We start from the raw sequence: 18,199 nt of genomic DNA, 5'->3' as shown, positions 1-18,199 counted from the left end.
GACCGAAAGCCGCACTTCCAATCGTGCCACGAACATATCGAGGGTGAACGTCCATGAACAATGCATCCGACAACAGCTATTCCGACTGGCTTGAGGCCGAACTGGCCGACACGCTGGACGAGGATTACGAGTTGGAACTCTCCGAGCCGGCGCTTTCCGACGCAATCCGCAAGATCTATCGCAACGCGCACCCGGCATCGATTCCGCGGCTCGACTATTTTCGTGCGCTACTGTCGCTGCAGGCAGAGCTGATCAAGCTTCAGGATTGGGTGGTCTATAACAAGGAGAAGGTCGTCGTGATCTTCGAGGGTCGCGATTCTGCAGGAAAGGGCGGCGTGATCAAACGCATCACGCAGCGCCTCAATCCGCGCGTCGTCCGTGCCGTCGCATTGCCCGCCCCTTCCGACCGCGAAAAAACGCAGTGGTACTTCCAGCGCTACGTGCCGCATCTGCCTGCCGGCGGCGAAATCGTTCTCTTCGACCGCTCCTGGTACAATCGCTCGGGTGTCGAGCGGGTCATGGGATTTGCGACCGAGGACCAGGTCGACCAGTTCTTCAACGACGTGCCGGAATTCGAACGCATGCTCGTTCGCTCGGGCATCCGGCTGGTCAAATACTGGTTCTCGATCACCGACGAAGAGCAGCAGATGCGCTTCCTCGTGCGTATCCACGACCCGTTGAAGCAGTGGAAGCTCTCGCCGATGGATCTGCAGTCGCGCGTCCGCTGGGAAGGCTATACCAAGGCGAAAGAAGAGACTTTGGCGCGCACCAACATTCCCGAAGCGCCCTGGCATATCGTCGAAGGCAACGACAAGAAGCGGGCACGGCTGAACTGCATCGACCACCTGCTGCGTCAGATCCCCTATGGCGACGTTCCGCACGAGGAGATCACGCTGCCCGATCGCGTCTTCAATCCGGATTACGAGCGCAAGGTGCTGCCGCCGGAGCTTTACGTTCCATCGAAGTATTGATTGGGAGACCAGTCCGCGGGCACGGTGGAGGCCGCTGTGCTCGCTTCTACTACGCGAATTGAGCAGAGACCACACCAAAAGCTTGGTACGGACCGTTGACCACAGTGAAAGGGATTCTGCTAAAAGGAGAGAATGGTACGGTTGGGGGGTCTCGAACCTCCGACCTCAGGTGCCACAAACCTGCGCTCTAACCAACTGAGCTACAACCGCACAAATCGCGTCCGACGCGACGGGGGTCACATACGAGGACTTGGAAATTAATTCAAGCCCTATCTCTCCCCAATATACAAAAAGGCCGGACAAATGGTCCGGCCCTTCGTGTGTCCTGTCGAATAATCAGGCTGCCTTGAAGGAGGCCATGACCTTTTCAGCTGCTTCTTTCGAAGGCTTGGCAAGCTTTTCGACAACCTGCTTCGAGGTTTCCTGCATGGTCTTGGCCTGCTCGATCGTCAGCTCGACCTGCTTGCGCAGGAAGGTGGTCTGGAGTTCGACGAGTTCGGCGACCGACTTGACGGCAAGCAGCGCTTCCATGTGCGTCAGCGAGTTTTCAGCGTTCGTGCGCAGGGCGTCGATCGCCTTGTGGCCAATCTCAACGGCGCCGGCCTGGGCCGTCTGAACCGTTGCTTCGAGCGTCTTGCTCGCTTCTTCGCCGGCGCTCTTCATCTTCGCGTAGGCTTCGCGCGACTGCTGCGCGCCCTTTTCAGCGAAGTCGCGGAAGGATTCCGTGAACTTGGAAGGATCAAACGACGACATTGAAAAAACGTCGTCCATCTTTATGTTAGCCATTGGTTTGCGCTCCTTTTGCCTCGGCATGCGTGATGGCCTCGTAGGTTAGATGTTCATTATATAGCGCAGATTTTTGTGCATTGCAACATGTTTGTGCGACGCACAACGCGTTAACCTTTCCAGCCGAAAGCCTGGCCCCGTTCTAGACCCCGTTCCGGCCTATCGTTATTAATAGACTATTAATTTCACGGTGACCGAAGCCAAAGGTTCGATCATGCCCGCAGTGCAGTATCCGTTCATCGACATCGCCGTGCATCCCCGGGTGCGGGACCGCTTTTCGCGTGGCGAAGCGATGGTCCTGCTGTCGGCGGATCTCAGCCGCGCGCTCTGGGCAAATGGCGCCGGCGCCGAACTCTTCGGGCAATCGGCGGTTTACGATCTTCTGGACCAAGGCATAGACGGGGCCGACATCACCTTTCGCCAGTTGGAGGCGACGGCGCGACAGCTCGTAAATGCCGGCGACAGCCGCAACTTCTTGATCCGCATTGCCAGGGGCTTCCAACGTGTTCCCGTTCAGGCAACAGTGGAACTGATCCACCTCGCATCCGGGGAGCGCGCCGTTCTTCTGTCACTTCCGGTTTCGACCAATGCCTTGTCGATAAAGGCGTCCGCGGAACAGATGCTCAGAGGCCTCGACGATCCCGACACGCATATGGCCGTTATCGGGGCCGACGGCGAGATCATTGCCTCCTCTCCCGGCTTTGCCTCGCTAGGTGTCACGCAGCAGACCTCCAAGGCAATGATCACACTTGCCGGCGATCATGCCGACCGCCTTGTGAAGCGCCCTGTTGCCACGGGCAAAGGCTACCTTCCGGCGGCCGTCGGGCGACTGAGTGACGAGCCAGTGCTCAACCTCCTTTTCGCCGTTGAAACCGTGATCGGCCACCTCGACCCAATCGACACGCCGGCGGCGGCAGAACACTTATCCACAGCCGCCGTTAACCATAGCGAGCTTGCGCAAGCCGCGACCTTCGTCGATGCTATCGATGCCATTGCCGGCATCGAAGACATGGAAGAACCGCCCGAAGAGGGCATCCATGAGAGCGATACAGCCGAAGCGGTGACTGCGGAAGCTGCAGCAATCGCCGAAGAGGCGTTGGAGGCAGAGCCGGCCGCTGCAGAGATCAGCCAAGAAGGCGAACCGCTGCCGGCCGCGATGGAAGAGGCCGTTGAGCAGTCCTTGCCTATTGAAGAACCTACGGCAATCGAGATGACGGCGGAAGGCTTGACGGATGCACCCGCCGCCGCCCTCGACGATGAAGCCGTGGCAATCGAAGAGACACCGGCGGAAGAACCGGCGCCTGAAAACGTAGATGCATCCGGTCAGTATGCCGACGTCGTCAATGAGGCCGAGCAGTCGGAGCCGGAGACGGCCGCCAAGGCAGGCGCCTTCGTTTTCAATCCGAATAGTCGCGCGACCCGTTTCGTCTGGAAGATCGACGCGGCAGGACGGTTCAGCGAAGTGTCGAGCGAATTTGCAGAAGCGGTCGGGCCGCATGCGGCTCATATCATCGGCACGCCGTTCAGCGATATTTCGGCACTCTTCAACCTCGATCCGGAAGGCAAGATCAGCGAAGCCCTGGCGCGGCGCGACACCTGGTCGGGCAAGACGATCAACTGGCCGATCGAAGGGACGAGCCTCGCCGTGCCGGTCGATCTCGCGGCCCTGCCCACTTACACCCGAAGCCGGGAGTTCGACGGTTTCCGCGGCTTCGGTGTCGTGCGCCTGTCCGATGCCGCCGAAGATCCTTTGGCGCTCGGCCTGACGCTTGGCCCGAATGGCATCATCAATGACGCGGCTGCACTCGACCAACCGATCGAAGCCTCCGAAGAGGCGTCGTTGTCGGCGCTGGCCGATGAAGTGGCGACTAGCGAGCCGACGGCGGCGGGAACGGTGGCCCCCGCTTCCGAGCGGACTGCTGAAGAGGCCGCAACCACCACCGACGCCGACATTGTGACGACGGCCGAGCCGACAAAGCCGCAGCCAGCTACGGAGCCTCCGGCCTTACGAATCGTCGAAAATCCGAGCCGCCGCCTGACGGACAAGATCGTGCAATTGCACGGCGCCGGCCCGCAGCTGACCTCAGCCGAGCAGGCAAATTTCCGCGAGATCGCCAAGCGTCTCGAAGCCTTCGGTGTCCGCGAGTCGGAACCGCGCGACGACGAGCCTGCGGTCAGTGAAAGCGAAGAACGCTACATCCCGGCAGCAGAGACACCGACGATCGGCATGCACGCTGATGAATCGTCCACATTCGAGGACGATAGTGTCGGCACCTCGCCTGAAGAGAAAAAGGCTGACGACGTACAGGCTGCAGCCGACGGACCCGAGGCGGCCGACGAGATCGACGACGACGTGACCGAAGGGCTGGAGGAAACCGTCAGCCAAATGGACATGCTGGCGAGCTTCATTCCGCCGCGCGCAAAGATGGGCGTCGGGCTATCTGCCGCTGCTATCGACCAGTTGCCTGTCGCTGTCCTCGTGCATGCTGGCGACCAATTAATCCATGCCAACCCGGAATTCATGCGACTGACCGGCTACAAGACGCTGGAAGCGCTGAGCGAGGTCGGTGGCATTGATGCGCTGCTGCAGCGCTCGGAGCTCGAAGAGGGTGCCGGCCGCGCCGGCTCGATGATGCTTGTAACGGTCGATGATAGTCTCGTTCCAGTCACGGCACGGCTGCAGTCCATCCGCTGGGAAGAAGCCAGCGCCTTGATGCTCGCCCTGATGCCGGCAGCAAGTGACGCGGCGGTTCCCGCCCGCCCTGCACCGCCGACGGAGCCCCGCTCCTTCGACAGGATGCTGGAGAAGGTCGCCAAGCTGCAGGTGGAAGTAGAAGAGCTGCGGTCGATCCTGGAAACGGCTACCGACGGCGTCGTCGTAATCGGCGCCGAAGGCGACATCCGCTCGATGAACCGCTCGGCGAGTGCACTGTTCAACTACGACGAAGACGAGACCCGCGCGAAACCCTTCGTCATGCTCTTTGCGCATGAAAGCCAGAAGGCTGTGCTCGACTACCTCGGCGGCTTGTCGGATCACGGTGTCGCAAGCGTGCTCAACGATGGCCGGGAAGTCATCGGCCGCGAGGCCGGCGGCGGCTTCGTGCCGCTCTTCATGACGATGGGGCGTCTCACCTCCTCCAGCGGCTATTGCGCGGTCATTCGCGACATCACCCAGTGGAAACGCACGGAGGATGAACTGCGCAGCGCCAAGAGTGCAGCGGAGACCGCCAACGAACACAAGACCGATTTCCTCGCACGGGTCAGCCACGAGATCCGCACGCCGCTCAACGCGATCATTGGTTTCTCCGACATGATGGCAACCGAGCGTTTCGGGCCAATCGGTCATCCGCGCTATGTCGAATATGCCAACGACATCGGCAGGTCCGGCCGCCATGTCCTTGATATCGTCAATGATCTGCTCGACATCTCGAAGATCGAGGCCGGCGAAATGGACCTGGATTTCAGTGCCATTGATCTCAACGAGGCCGTTTCCGAGGCAGTAGCGCTACTCCAGCCGCAGGCCAACAGCCAACGCGTGATCATCCGCACGGCCCTCTCCCAAGCGGTGCCTGATGTCGTTGCCGACCTTCGTTCGATCAAGCAGATCGCGCTCAACATCCTCTCCAACTCGATACGGTTCACGCCGGCGGGCGGACAGATTGTCGTTTCCACGTCCTACGAGGCAAACGGCAGCGTCGTCTTACGGGTGCGCGATACCGGCGTCGGCATGACCCGGAGCGAGCTCGACCAGGCCATGAAGCCGTTCCGCCAGGTTTCCGCGCAATCGCGCCACCGTGGCGACGGCACGGGGCTCGGCCTGCCGCTGACCAAAGCGATGGTCGACGCGAACCGGGCGATTTTCGCGATCAGCTCGGCACCCAACGAAGGCACGCTGGTCGAGATCGCCTTCCCGTCGCAACGGGTCCTGGCAGGCTGAACGAAAAAAGGCAGCCAAAAGGCTGCCTGAGAGTTCGGGTGCTGATCAATAAGGGCTTAGTCAGTCCAACATCATGTTTGGGAGCCAAAAGCTCCGGCTGCTTCGTTCATGCGCAACCCCAAGTTAAATTCACTTTTGACCAACGTTTCTTAACGAAAGATTACCGCGACCTTCAATCTCTCAAAGGTGAAAGCTTGTAATCTGCCCGTTACCGTCCTTGATCAGACACGCAACTCCTCAAGTCCCGCAAACAGATCCAGTGCCTCCGGGTTGGCAAGCGCTTCCTTGTTCTTGACCGGCCGGCCGTGGACCACCTCGCGAACCGCAAGCTCGACAATCTTCCCGGACTTGGTGCGGGGAATATCTCTAACGGCGATGATCTTTGCGGGTACGTGGCGTGGCGAGGCGCCCGTGCGAATGCGGTTCTTGATTGCCTTCACCAACTCGTCAGTCAGGGATGCGCCGGGCGCCAGACGCACGAAGAGGACCACGCGGACATCGTCATCCCATTCCTGGCCGATGCAGAGCGCCTCCGCGACTTCGTCCATCTGTTCGACTTGGTTGTAGATCTCGGCGGTACCGATGCGGACGCCACCAGGATTGAGCGTCGCATCGGACCGCCCGTGAATGATGATACCTTCATGCTCGGTCCATTCTGCGAAGTCGCCGTGGCACCACACATTGTCGAAACGCTCGAAATAGGCTGCCCTGTACTTGGCGCCACCGGGATCGTTCCAGAACATCACAGGCATCGACGGAAAGGCCTTTGTACAGACGAGCTCACCCTTTTCTTGGCGAACCGGCTGGCCCTCATCATCCCAGACATCCATGGCAAGGCCGAGGCCCGACCCCTGGATTTCGCCGCGCCAGACCGGCTGCAAAGGGTTGCCGAGGACGAAGCAGGAGACAATATCGGTACCACCCGAAATGGATGCGAGCTGCACGTCTTCCTTGATGCCTTCGTAGACGAAGGTGAAGCCCTCGGGTGACAGCGGCGACCCGGTCGACGTCATCAGCCGAAGACTGGAGAGGTCGTGGCTCGCGCGCGGCGTCAACCCGCTCTTGCGAACCGCGTCTATATATTTCGCCGACGTGCCGAAGACGGCAAACTTCTCGGCTGCCGCAAAATCGAAGAGTACGTTACCATCGGGTGCAAAAGGCGAACCGTCGAACAGGCAAAGCGTGGCGCCGACCGCCAGTCCGCTCACGAGCCAATTCCACATCATCCAGCCACAAGTGGTGAAATAGAAAAGCTTCTCCCCCGGCTGAATTCCGCAATGCAGCCGGTGTTCCTTAAGATGCTGTAACAATGTGCCGCCGGCGGAATGAACGATACACTTCGGAACGCCGGTCGTTCCCGACGAGAAGAGAATATAAAGAGGGTGCGAGAATGGCAGGCGCACAAACTCGACAGAACGCGCTTCGAACGGCGCGATGAAGTCGTCCAGCGTCTTGGCGCCGGGCGTCTCGCTGACCACCGCAGACGCGTCCCCGGCATAGTGAATGACCAGACATGGCACGCCGAGCCGCTTTGTGACGGTCGCGACCTTGCCCTTCACGTCCTGCAGCTTGTCGCCATACCAATAAGCGTCGCAGGCGATGAAAAGCTTCGGCTCGATCTGGCCAAAACGATCGAGTACGCCCTGCTCGCCGAAATCGGGCGAACAGGACGACCAGATCGCGCCGATCGAAGCGGCCGCCAGCATGCAGGCCACCGTTTCTGGCATGTTGGGCATCATCGCCGCAATGCGATCCCCAGAACCGATACCCATTGCCTTGAATGCCTGCTGCAGCCTGGAAACCAGGCTACGGAGCCGGTCCCAGCTCCAGCGATCGGCAACCTTGTCCTCCCCCCGAAAGATTAGTGCGTCACCGGCGCCTTCCCCGGAAAGCAGGTTCTCGGCAAAATTCAGGGTCGCATCGGGGAAGAAGCGTGCCTCGAGCATGGCATCGCCATTGACGAGCGCCCGAGGTCCACGCTCTCCCTTGACGCCGCAGAATTCCCAGACCGACGTCCAGAACCGCTCCCTGTCGGCGACCGAAAAGGCGTGCAGATCGTGGTAGTTTGCCAGGGACAGATCGAAGTCGCAGTTGCACTGCTGCATGAAGGCGTACATCGGGCTCGCTTCGACCGATGCTCGCGAAGGCATCCAGAGTGGCTTATCGTCGCGCATTCGACACTTCTCCTATTTGCTCGCCTATATACCATGCAATATCAGCTTATAAAGGCAGTGACGAGCACGGCCAGCGGCGTGCATTTGCAAGCAAGCGGCATTTGATATATCCGGCCTTTCAGAGCATTAAGGGCAGTGGCCGAAGAGACTGGCGGATTGTATGGGGACGTCACGACAACCGCGATGGCGGAGAAGAATCAGGCCCGTGACCCGTTGGCTGCCGGGCTTTGCACGGCTTGCCACGATTACCCTGCTTGTCTTCCTGTCGATCTTCGTGGCACTTCGTGTCGCTGCCCCCTATCTGATTTCCACCGGCCTCGTTCGCTCCGGCATTGAGGATGCGCTCTCCAAGTGGGCTGGCTATCGCGCAGAGATTGCCGGCAAGCCGGTGATCGAATTCTGGCCGACGCCTCGCATCACCCTCAGCAAGATCTCGGTTCACCAGCAGGGCGAGGGCAACAAGCTCCTGGGAACGATCGAAAGCCTATCCGCCGAGTTCAGCCTAATTGATGCGATCAGGGGGCGTGCAAGCTTCCACGAGTTCCACCTGCTTCGTCCCAACTTGCAGCTTACTCGCGAAGGCAGCGGCGTGATCGACTGGACCAATGAGGGGCTTCTGGCAAGGGCGATCGCAGGGGCGCGCGAGGAAGATGGGAGAGAGGTTCTCGACCAAAAGCTGGATGCCAAAGTCGGGGCCATTACCGTCGAAGACGGCACGGTGAATGTCACCGACGTATCAAGCGGCCGAACTTATCGTTTCGACGGCGTCACCGCTGATGTCAGCTGGCGCAAATTGTCGAGCCCGATCACAGCGGTGCTTATCGCGAGGACGGGCGGACAGGACCTCAAGCTCGATTTCTCCTCTCCCAGCCCGTTGCTTATCTTTGGTGGCAGGAAGGCCGAAATGGGCGGATCGCTGACCTCGAGCCTGCTCACGGCGCGGTTCCAGGGACTGGCAAACATTTCGCACCTCTTCGACCTTTCCGGGAACATGGCCGTCAGCATCGGCGATCTTCCCGCTCTTCTGGCATGGGCCGACCGCTCGCTGCCCGGTCTTGCAACCCTTAAGACCTTCTCGATCGAGACCGATGTCGCTTCGGTTCCAAACGGGTTTCGCTTCGACAATGTCAGCATGAGCATGAATGGATCGAATGCGAAGGGCGTGATGGACGTTGCCTTTCCGCCAGGCAAACGCGCCAAGCTCGGCGGCACGCTGGCTTTCGACCAGATGAATTTCAGATCGCTCTTCGATGCGTTCATACTTCGCCTGGCGGCCGGTGAAGCAAATGGGCCACCGGATGGCGGTGCACTGCAGAAGCTGGACCTCGACCTCAGGCTCTCCGCAAAGCAGGCCCTGATCGAGCCTTTCATGCTTTCGGATGTCGGCGCGAGCATCATCGTTTCCAGCAACGAGGCGAAGTTCGACATCGGCGACAGCCAGTTTGAAGGTGGCACGCTGTCTGCTCATCTGGAGGCGATGCGCGGGGATTTTGACGGCGGCGGCAAGCTGCAGCTGTCGATCCGGGGGGCTGACTTTGCCGGCCTGATCGAGCGGCTTCAGCTCCGGGGACCACTTCCCCTTGCCACCGGCTCTCTCGACATGTCGCTCAAGACCTCGATGCCGCTCTGGAAGGCGGGCGCTGGCGACGTGACCGGCAGGATCGCTTTCCGCGCGCGCTCGGGCTCTCTGCCGAGCTTCGATGCCGAAGCCGTGCGCGAAAAGGCCGCACGGGCCGACTTCTTCCCCTTGAATGCGGTCTCCCACCAAGCCTTCGCCTTCGACAATTTCGACATCGCCGCCGATCTCGCGGACGGCGCGGCGACGATCCATGGTGGACGGATCGAAGGGCCGCTCGAGACGCTCGTCCTTTCCGGCGTCATCCCATACCGATCGAACGGATTGGCGTTGTCGGGCACGATCGAAGCAACCGATCCGACGGCGTCAACCAGTTTGCCGCCTCTGCCGTTCTTCGTTGGCGGCGCTTGGCCGGAGCCGGTTATCTCCCCTGCTCCCATTACGCAGCAGGGGTCGACCAAATAATCACGGCGCGTTTGCCGCTGCACGCTCGTCGCGCTCGCGCTGCAGTTCGCGGCGTTTCGTGATCATGGAGGCGCAGATGACGCCGATCGCCACAATCCCGATCAGAATGGTGCAGACCGCGTTGATCTCAGGCGTTACCCCGAGGCGGACTTGGCTGTAGATCTTCATCGGCAACGTCGTGGCCCCGGGACCCGAGGTGAAGCTCGTGATCACGAGATCGTCCAACGACAACGTGAAAGCGAGAATCCAACCGGACAAGACGGCGGGCGCAATGATCGGCAGCGTCACTTCGAAGAAGGTCCTTACCGGTGGTGCGCCGAGATCCTGCGCCGCCTCCTCAATCGAGCTGTCGAAGCTCACGAGGCGTGATTGCACGACGACCGCCACGAAGCACATCGTAAACGTCGTATGAGCGAGCGTGATTGTCCAAAAACCGCGGTCGAGGCCGATCGCCACGAACAGCAATAGAAGCGACAGGCCGGTGATCACTTCAGGCATGACCAGCGGCGCATAGACCATGCCGGAAAACAGCATGCGTCCGCGGAATCGCGTGTAGCGTACCAGAGCGATCGCTGCGAGCGTTCCAAGGATCGTCGCAGCGGTGGCCGAGAGGAGGCCAACACGGATCGTCACCCACGCGGCGTCAAGCAAAGCCTGATTGTCCAAGAGCGAGACATACCACTTGGTTGAAAAGCCGCCCCAGACGGTCACGAGCTTTGACTCGTTGAAGGAAAACACGACCAGCAGAACGATCGGCAGATAAAGAAACGCAAAGCCGAGCGCGACGGAAGCGACGTTGAAACGGGTCCATCTCAGCATGTCTATCTCCCCTGCTCTTCGGCCTTGGCCTGGGCGTTCTGGAAGAACACGATCGGGATCACCAGGATCAGCAGCAGGATCGTCGCCACCGCCGAAGAGACCGGCCAATCACGGTTGGCGTTGAACTCGTTCCACAACGTCTTGCCGATCATCAGCGTCTGCGATCCACCAAGCAGATCGGGGATAACAAACTCGCCGACCGCGGGGATGAAGACCAGCATGCAGCCGGCGAGGACGCCCGGCAGCGACAGCGGGAAGGTCACCCGCCAGAATGCGCTGATCGGAGTGCAGCCAAGATCCTGCGCAGCCTCGATCAGAGTGCCATCCATCTTCTCAAGCGACGAGTAGAGCGGCAGTACCATGAACGGCAGATAGGAATAGACGATGCCAATATAGACTGCGACGTTGGTGTTCAGGATAATCAACGGGCTGTCGATGACATGCAGCGACAGCAGCAGCTGGTTGAACAGTCCCTCCGGCTTCAGGATCGCGATCCAGGAGTAGACGCGGATCAGGAAGCTCGTCCAGAACGGCAGGACGACCAGCATCAGCAGCGTCGGACGGATGCTGCGCGGAGCCTGAGCCATGCCATAGGCGATCGGGTAGGCGATCAAAAGCGTAAGGAACGTCGATATCCCAGCGATCACCAGGCTCGATATGTAGGACTTCATGTAGAGCGGATCATCGATCAGATAGCTGTAGTTGTCGAAGGAGAAGGTGCTCACCTTCTCCCAGAATCCGGCCCAGCCGTCACCGAGGGAAAAGACCGGCTCGTAGGGCGGCATGGCGATTGCCGTCGTCGACAGCGAGATACGGAAAACGATGAAGAACGGCGCCAAGAAGAACAGCAGCAGCCAGACATATGGAATGATTATGACCAGGCGATTGTAGAAGGTGGAACCGAGCTTGCCCATGGTTCAATCCTTGAGGAGGACGCCGGCATCCTCGGCGAAGGTGATCCAGACTTCCTGATCGTAGATGAACGGATCGTCGACCGCGCGCTGGGAATTAAGGAGCGAGGCCTTGACCACTTTGCCGTTCTTCAGCTTCACGTGGAAGACCGTCATGTCGCCGAGATAGGCGATGTCCCATAGTTCCCCGGACGCCGCGTTCACCTTTGGATTGGCTGGAGGCTTGCGCGAGACTTTCAGCTTTTCCGGGCGGATCGCAAAACCGACGGACGAGCCCATGGCCGGCTTTTCGGGGGTGATGACGCTAATTGAGAAATCTTCATCGACCGCGATCTCGACGGTGCTGTCATTCGCGCTGGCGACTTTGCCGTCGAAGATGTTGACGTCGCCGATAAAGTCCGCGACGAAGCGGGAATTCGGCGCCTCATAGATCTCGGCGGGCGTCGCGACCTGGATTACCTTTCCGTGGCTCATGACCGCAATGCGGTCGGCCATAGTCATCGCCTCTTCCTGGTCGTGGGTGACAACGACAAAGGTCAGGCCGAGGTTTTGCTGTAGGTCCATGAGCTCGAATTGCGTTTCCTCGCGCAGCTTCTTGTCGAGCGCACCGAGCGGCTCGTCTAGCAGCAGCACCTTCGGCCGCTTGGCAAGGGAACGCGCCAGAGCCACGCGCTGGCGCTGGCCGCCGGAGAGCTGGTTCGGCTTGCGCGTGGCGAACTTCTCGAGCTTCACCATCTTCAGCATCTGCAGAACGCGTTCGGCGATCTCCTCCTTTGGCATGCCATCCTGGCGCAGGCCGAAGGCGACGTTCTTCTCAACCGTCATATGCGGGAAGAGCGCATAGGACTGGAACATCATGTTGACCGGACGCTTGTATGGCGGCGTTCCGGCGAGGTCGGTACCGTCGAGGACGATTTCGCCCGAGGTCGGCTGTTCGAAGCCTGCGAGCATGCGCAGCAGCGTGGATTTTCCGCAGCCGGAAGCCCCCAGCAGGGCAAAGAATTCGCGATGATAGATGTTCAGCGACAGGTCGTCGACCGCCATGAAATCGCCGAACCGCTTCGTGACGTTGTTAAACGAGATGAAGGGCTTCGACGTAGGGTCTGCCCACGGTGCAAAGGAGCGGCGGATATTGCCGAGTGACTTCATATTGTGCCCCGAGTATTATTTTTGGAAGCCGACGTCCCCTGCGATCGGCGTAAGAAAAGGCCCGGACGTTGCCGACCGGGCCTGATTTCAATTACTGGCCGGTGACGACTTTCGTCCAGATCCGGGTCGCGGTGCGTTGCGTTTTCGGATCCCATGGGGTGACGCTATAGAGCTTCTTCATCACGTCCTCGCTCGGATAGACCGACGGGTCTTCGAGGACTGCCTTGTCGATGAACTGCTGCGACGCCTTGTTACCGTTGGCATAGAACACGTAGTTGCTGGCCTTGGCGATGACTTCCGGCTTCATCAGGTAGTTGAGGAATTCATGCGCCTCAGCAACATGCTTGGCATCCGCCGGGATCGCCATCATGTCGAACCACATCTGCGCGCCCTGTGACGGAATGGAATAGCCGATCTCCACGCCGTTCTTGGCTTCGGTCGCACGGTTGGCAGCTTGGAAAATGTCGCCGGAGTAACCGAAGGCGATGCAGATGTCGCCGTTAGCCAAGGCGTTGATATATTCCGAGGAATGGAACTTGCGAACGAAGGGCCGTACCTTTTCCAGCAGTTCGCCGGCCTTTTGCAGATCGGCCGGCTTGCTCGAATTGGGGTCAAGTCCGATATAGGTCAAGGCTGACGGCATGACATCCTTCGGTGCATCGAGAACATAGATGCCGCAATCCTTGAACTTTTCAGCAACCTTCGGATCGAAGATTGCTTCAAGGCCCGGCTCCTTTGCGTCCGGTCCGAGGATTTCGGCGAGCTTCTTCTTGTTGTAGCCAATCCCGTTGGTGCCCCACATGTAGTCCACCGCGTATTCGTTACCGGGGTCGTACATGGCGGTGCGCTGCTGGATCATATCCCACATATTGGAGAGGTTCGGCAGCTTGGATTTGTCGAGTTTCTGGAAGACACCGGCCTGGATCTGGCGCTGCAGGAAGTCACCGCTCGGCACGACCACGTCGTAGCCCGTACCGCCGGCGAGCAGCTTGGTTTCAACCGTCTCGTTGGAATCGAAGGTGTCGTAGACGACCTTGATGCCGGTTTCCTTGGTGAAGTCTTCGAGGATGGAGCTGTCGATATAGTCCGACCAGTTGTAGACGTTGACCACCCGCTCCTGCGCAAAGGACGGCGCAGCGGCGAACGCGAGCACAACGGCGCTTGCTGCAAGTCTTGCGATAGTTGACCTCATGATATCTCCTGTTTTCTTCTTGTTTTGCGGTGCCGCTTGCGGACGCCCACCCTCTGGTTTTAAAGCAGACTAGAAAGGTTTTTGAGAGCCCACAAGCGCAAAAACCTGCAGCCTCACTCATTTCACAGTCATTGGAAATCGAAGCTGCTGAGGCCTGCAACCATCTCATCGAGGCCCAACGGCCGTGTGACAGGCGGCTCGGCGCGCGCAAGGCATCCGCGCCGTTCGCAGAGGCGGCAGGCAGGTCCGATCGCGACCGGCTGTTGGATGGCTGCAACCTGGCCGTAGACCGACGCTTCACCAGCGGCAGTTTCACAACCAATCAGCAAGGCGGTGCGCCTCACCCGCTCGCCAAACGCGGCGTTCGGCCCCTCAAGCGTCCGGGAGACCGTGAGATAGCTGGCGCCATCTGGCATTTCGACCGTTTCGGCAAGAATCTGGCCCGGCTGCAGGAAGGCGGCATGAATGTTCAGCTTGGGACAGCCGCCGCCAAAACGCGAATGCGGGAAACCCTGCGCTCCCGCACGCCGCAACCGGTGACCGGCGGCATCGATCTCCATCATGAAGAACGGAATGCCGGAGGCACCCGGTCGCTGCAGCATGACCAGCCGGGCTGCCGCCTGCGCACAGGAAACGCCGAAGCGGGAACGAAGGATATCGACATCGTATCGGCTGCCCTGGGCCGCAGCCAGAAAGGGCGCATAAGGCATCGCGAGCGCCAGAGCTCCGTAACGACAGAGTTCGAAGCGCGCTATCCGCTTCGCCTCCGGCGTCGACAGCGCCAGACCATCGAGTTCCGCCAGGATCGCATCACGCAATGCAAGCGTGGCAACCTCCATGGCGACTTCATGTGCCTGATCAGCCGGCGACAGACGTTCGGAAACGAAGAGTCGCATAGAGTGCCGATCGAAACGACGCCGCAGATCCGGCATGACGTGAACCGGAAGGACGCGCACGCTTATGCCGCGCTCCGCCCGCAGCCACTCCTTGAACGCGACCGGGAGATCGCGCACCTCGGCAAAGCGCGCTAAAAAGGCCTCGGCGGCATTCTCCAGCTGGGGAAAATATGCCGAGCGCCGCTCAAGGAGATCGCGGACCTCGTCGGCCGGCAGCCGCGCACCGGCGAGCGGCACCTGCCCCGCACCCGCCGTTAGCGACGTCAGGTCCGACAGGCGGCTGGCCTGCTCGCTATAGGCACGGTAAAGTTTGATGATGCCGCTTGCGGCGTTGGGCGCCGCCTCTGCGACCTCCACGAGTTCCTGATCGCCGGGAAGTTCGCCGGCGAGCAGTGGATCCGCGAAAATCTCGCGCAGCTGATTGAGGCTACCGCCGCTCTCGTCCCTCAACTCCTCCAAATCAACCTTGTAGACCGACGATAGCTTCAGGAGCAGCTGTACCGTCAGCGGCCGCTGGTTGCGCTCGATGAGGTTGAGATAGGAGGGGGAGATGCCAAGCTCCTCGGCCATCGCGGACTGAGTCAGACCGAGGCCGTTGCGAATGCGCCGGACTTTTGGCCCCGCAAAAATCTTGCGCTCCGCCATGTGACAATCCTTTACAAGATTCCGACGCATCAGAATTTACAATACTTTACAGATTTACAGAACGCCCCTGTCAAAGGCTTTGCATCCTAACTCGTTTCTGACCGATATTCTACAGATAACTCTGGCCTTTCTCAGCAAATTGTAAATTCTGTCAATCATCCAACCGACCGCATAATCTGCAAGGAGCATGAAATGACAGAATTTGACAAGCTGCACCGAGACCTTCCAGAAGGACGCTTCAACGGGGTTGAGCGTCCCTACTCGATCGACGACGTCAAGCGCCTGCGCGGCTCCGTGGAGTTGCGCCATACGCTCGCGGAAATGGGCGCCAAGCGGCTGTGGCAGCTCCTGGATCAGGATGATTTCGTCAACGCGCTCGGCGCGCTTTCAGGCAATCAGGCAATGCAGATGGTTCGCGCCGGATTGAAGGCAATCTACCTCTCCGGCTGGCAGGTCGCCGCGGATAGCAATACCGCCTCGGCCATGTATCCGGATCAATCGCTCTATCCGGCGAACGCCGGTCCGGAACTCGCCAAGCGGATCAATCGGACCCTGCAGCGCGCCGATCAGATCGAAACATCAGAGCAAAACGGCCTCTCCGTCGAGACCTGGTTTGCGCCGATCGTCGCCGATGCGGAGGCAGGCTTTGGCGGCCCGTTGAATGCCTTCGAGATCATGAAGGCCTATATCGAAGCGGGTGCGGCCGGTGTTCACTTCGAGGACCAGCTGGCATCGGAGAAGAAGTGCGGCCACCTTGGCGGCAAGGTTCTGATCCCGACTGCGGCACATGTCCGCAACCTCGATGCGGCTCGCCTCGCCGCCGATGTCATGGGCGTTCCGACGCTCGTCATCGCACGGACTGACGCGGAGGCAGCCAAACTGCTGACATCAGATATCGACGAGCGCGACCAGCCCTTCGTCGATTACGATGCCGGACGGACGGTTGAAGGCTTCTATCAGGTTCGCAACGGGCTCGAGCCCTGTATCGCTCGCGCCGTCGCCTACGCGCCGCACTGCGATCTCATCTGGTGCGAAACCTCGAAACCGGATCTGGAGCAAGCACGCCGTTTTGCCGAAGGCGTGCACAAGGTGCATCCCGGCAAACTGCTCGCCTACAACTGCTCGCCGTCGTTCAACTGGAAGAAGAACCTAGACGACACGACGATCGCCAAGTTCCAGCGCGAACTCGGCGCGATGGGCTACAAGTTCCAGTTCATCACGCTGGCCGGATTCCATCAGCTGAACTTCGGAATGTACGAGCTCGCCAGAGGCTACAAGGACCGGCAGATGGCCGCCTATTCCGAACTGCAGGAGGCGGAGTTCGCGGCCGAGATCAACGGCTACACCGCAACCAAACATCAGCGCGAAGTCGGCACCGGCTATTTCGATGCCGTTTCGATGGCCATCACCGGCGGACGTTCGTCGACGACGGCGATGAAGGAATCCACCGAGCACGCGCAGTTCAAACCAGCAGCAGAATGATCGCACCAAGGAGGAGAATGCCATGCCTACGCTTGCACGCGTCAAGGAACGCGCTGAAGAACAATCCACCTGCATGACACCGGATCAGCAGACGATGATCCGCATGCTGGCCAATGACCTGCACCGGCTGAACCAGTCGGTCATGAAGGCGGTCGATGCCGGCGTTTCCGTCGAGATCGTTCGCTCGGCGAGACACCATGGCGGCGACGGGAACTGGGGAGACCTTTTGATCCCCGTCATCGTCGCGGGGCGCAACTGAGTAGGATCAGGCGACGCTCTCAGCTTCGGCTGGAGCGCTTGCCCGCGAAGAGATCGACATGGCTCTTCAGCAATCTCGTCATGCGATCGGCAACGGTCCGGATTTCCGGCCGGTGCCGATCTTCGCTGTTCATGACGATCCATTGCCGGTGGCGCAGTTCCGGCAGCTCGCTGCCGAGGCGCTGCAATTCGGGATCGAGGTCGCCGACGAAGCACGGCAAGACCGCCTTACCGGCCCCTGCCCTCACCAGTTCCGGCAGTGAGCGCGGCCGGTTGACGGTCGCAGCGATCGAGCCGGCTGCGTTGCGATGCGGCCAGCGAAGGTAGTTCGATATCGCATCCTCTTCGGCGACGGCCACCCAGCGCTCATCGGTCCCGTCAGCATTCCGTCTGACATAGACAGCATAGGCCACTTCGCCGAGCAGGCGGGCGGCAAGGTTGCCTTCTTCCGGTTCAAAGGCGCGGATACCGATGTCGCTTTCCCTGTAGTTCAGATTGGCGCGTGCTTCGCCGATGGTCAGCGACACCGCGAAGGCATCGCCGGGCTTGCGGACAGCAGCGAAGTTCTCCGTCAGCAGCCATGCGATCCAGGTGCCGGCGGCGATCCTCACCGTTGCGCCGACGCTGCTTGCCTGCCGCCAGGCATCGACCTTGCGCGCCGCCGCCTCCATGTCCTGCAGATGGTCCAGAAGCACCTGGCCATCGACAGTGAGGCTGTAGCCCGTCTGGCTGCGGACAAAGAGAGCCTTGCCGATCTCATGCTCCAGATCGAGCATGCGACGGCCGATCGTGGCGGGGCTCAGCCCGCTTGATGCGCTGGCACCGGTCAGCCCGCCAAACCGGGCAACCTGAAGAAAGAGCTGAAAAGAATCCCATTGCGTATTTTTCATTGACGAAAAACATAGTGGGATAATTCGTGTTTATAAACCAGATTTTGA

The 18,199-nt window shown here is 60.1% G+C and carries 13 protein-coding genes and 1 tRNA gene; 5 read left to right on the top strand and 9 right to left on the bottom strand.

The window, feature by feature from the left end; genetic code table 11:
- Positions 1 to 53: 53 nt before the first annotated feature.
- The gene (gene ppk2, locus FHT71_RS03090) at positions 54 to 971 is read left to right on the top strand and encodes a polyphosphate kinase 2 (RefSeq protein ID WP_183718866.1); all 918 of its coding nucleotides are present in this window, start codon (positions 54 to 56) and stop codon (positions 969 to 971) included.
- Between the two features lie 133 nt (positions 972 to 1,104).
- On the opposite strand, the gene FHT71_RS03085 is transcribed toward ppk2, so the two are convergent.
- Positions 1,105 to 1,181, bottom strand: a tRNA-His gene (locus FHT71_RS03085).
- A gap of 126 nt (positions 1,182 to 1,307) precedes the next feature.
- The gene (locus FHT71_RS03080; RefSeq protein ID WP_007796777.1) at positions 1,308 to 1,757 is read right to left on the bottom strand and encodes a phasin; all 450 of its coding nucleotides are present in this window, start codon (positions 1,755 to 1,757) and stop codon (positions 1,308 to 1,310) included.
- A gap of 214 nt (positions 1,758 to 1,971) precedes the next feature.
- Here FHT71_RS03080 and FHT71_RS03075 point away from each other — a divergent pair, with 214 nt between their 5' ends.
- Positions 1,972 to 5,694, top strand: a complete 3,723-nt coding sequence (locus tag FHT71_RS03075) for an ATP-binding protein (protein ID WP_183718940.1) — start codon at positions 1,972 to 1,974, stop codon at positions 5,692 to 5,694.
- Positions 5,695 to 5,915: 221 nt separating this feature from the next.
- Here the strand turns inward: FHT71_RS03075 and FHT71_RS03070 are convergent, their stop codons facing one another.
- Positions 5,916 to 7,868: an acetoacetate--CoA ligase gene (locus FHT71_RS03070; protein ID WP_132588353.1), complete on the bottom strand. Its 1,953-nt coding sequence runs from the start codon at positions 7,866 to 7,868 to the stop codon at positions 5,916 to 5,918.
- Between the two features lie 160 nt (positions 7,869 to 8,028).
- On the opposite strand from FHT71_RS03070, the gene FHT71_RS03065 reads away from it, so the two are divergent.
- Positions 8,029 to 9,909, top strand: a complete 1,881-nt coding sequence (locus tag FHT71_RS03065) for an AsmA-like C-terminal region-containing protein (RefSeq protein WP_132588352.1) — start codon at positions 8,029 to 8,031, stop codon at positions 9,907 to 9,909.
- Here FHT71_RS03065 and FHT71_RS03060 read toward each other — a convergent pair whose 3' ends face one another.
- From FHT71_RS03060 to FHT71_RS03040, 5 genes are all read right to left on the bottom strand, one after another.
- Positions 9,910 to 10,728: an ABC transporter permease gene (locus FHT71_RS03060; RefSeq protein WP_183718864.1), complete on the bottom strand. Its 819-nt coding sequence runs from the start codon at positions 10,726 to 10,728 to the stop codon at positions 9,910 to 9,912.
- 2 nt (positions 10,729 to 10,730) lie between these two features.
- Positions 10,731 to 11,642: an ABC transporter permease subunit gene (locus FHT71_RS03055; RefSeq protein ID WP_007796760.1), complete on the bottom strand. Its 912-nt coding sequence runs from the start codon at positions 11,640 to 11,642 to the stop codon at positions 10,731 to 10,733.
- Positions 11,643 to 11,645: 3 nt separating this feature from the next.
- On the bottom strand, positions 11,646 to 12,788 hold the full coding sequence (locus FHT71_RS03050) for an ABC transporter ATP-binding protein (RefSeq protein WP_132588351.1): 1,143 nt from the start codon (positions 12,786 to 12,788) through the stop codon (positions 11,646 to 11,648).
- Positions 12,789 to 12,879: 91 nt separating this feature from the next.
- Complete coding sequence (locus tag FHT71_RS03045) at positions 12,880 to 13,980, bottom strand: polyamine ABC transporter substrate-binding protein (RefSeq protein ID WP_007796753.1); 1,101 nt, start codon at positions 13,978 to 13,980, stop codon at positions 12,880 to 12,882.
- 128 nt (positions 13,981 to 14,108) lie between these two features.
- Positions 14,109 to 15,521, bottom strand: a complete 1,413-nt coding sequence (locus FHT71_RS03040) for a short-chain fatty acyl-CoA regulator family protein (RefSeq protein ID WP_132588350.1) — start codon at positions 15,519 to 15,521, stop codon at positions 14,109 to 14,111.
- A 192-nt stretch (positions 15,522 to 15,713) separates the two neighbouring features.
- Here FHT71_RS03040 and aceA point away from each other — a divergent pair, with 192 nt between their 5' ends.
- Positions 15,714 to 17,003, top strand: coding sequence for an isocitrate lyase (gene aceA / locus FHT71_RS03035; RefSeq protein WP_132588349.1), 1,290 nt, complete (start codon positions 15,714 to 15,716; stop codon positions 17,001 to 17,003).
- A 22-nt stretch (positions 17,004 to 17,025) separates the two neighbouring features.
- Positions 17,026 to 17,262 carry a hypothetical protein gene (locus FHT71_RS03030; RefSeq protein ID WP_007796744.1) on the top strand — a complete coding sequence of 79 codons (237 nt, stop codon included), beginning with the start codon at positions 17,026 to 17,028 and terminating at the stop codon, positions 17,260 to 17,262.
- Positions 17,263 to 17,281: 19 nt separating this feature from the next.
- Here FHT71_RS03030 and FHT71_RS03025 read toward each other — a convergent pair whose 3' ends face one another.
- Complete coding sequence (locus tag FHT71_RS03025) at positions 17,282 to 18,151, bottom strand: LysR family transcriptional regulator (RefSeq protein ID WP_183718862.1); 870 nt, start codon at positions 18,149 to 18,151, stop codon at positions 17,282 to 17,284.
- Positions 18,152 to 18,199: the final 48 nt, after the last annotated feature.

The organism is Rhizobium sp. BK060 (assembly GCF_014193145.1).
Classification (GTDB): domain Bacteria; phylum Pseudomonadota; class Alphaproteobacteria; order Rhizobiales; family Rhizobiaceae; genus Rhizobium.
This window is presented reverse-complemented; position numbering and strand designations above follow the sequence as displayed.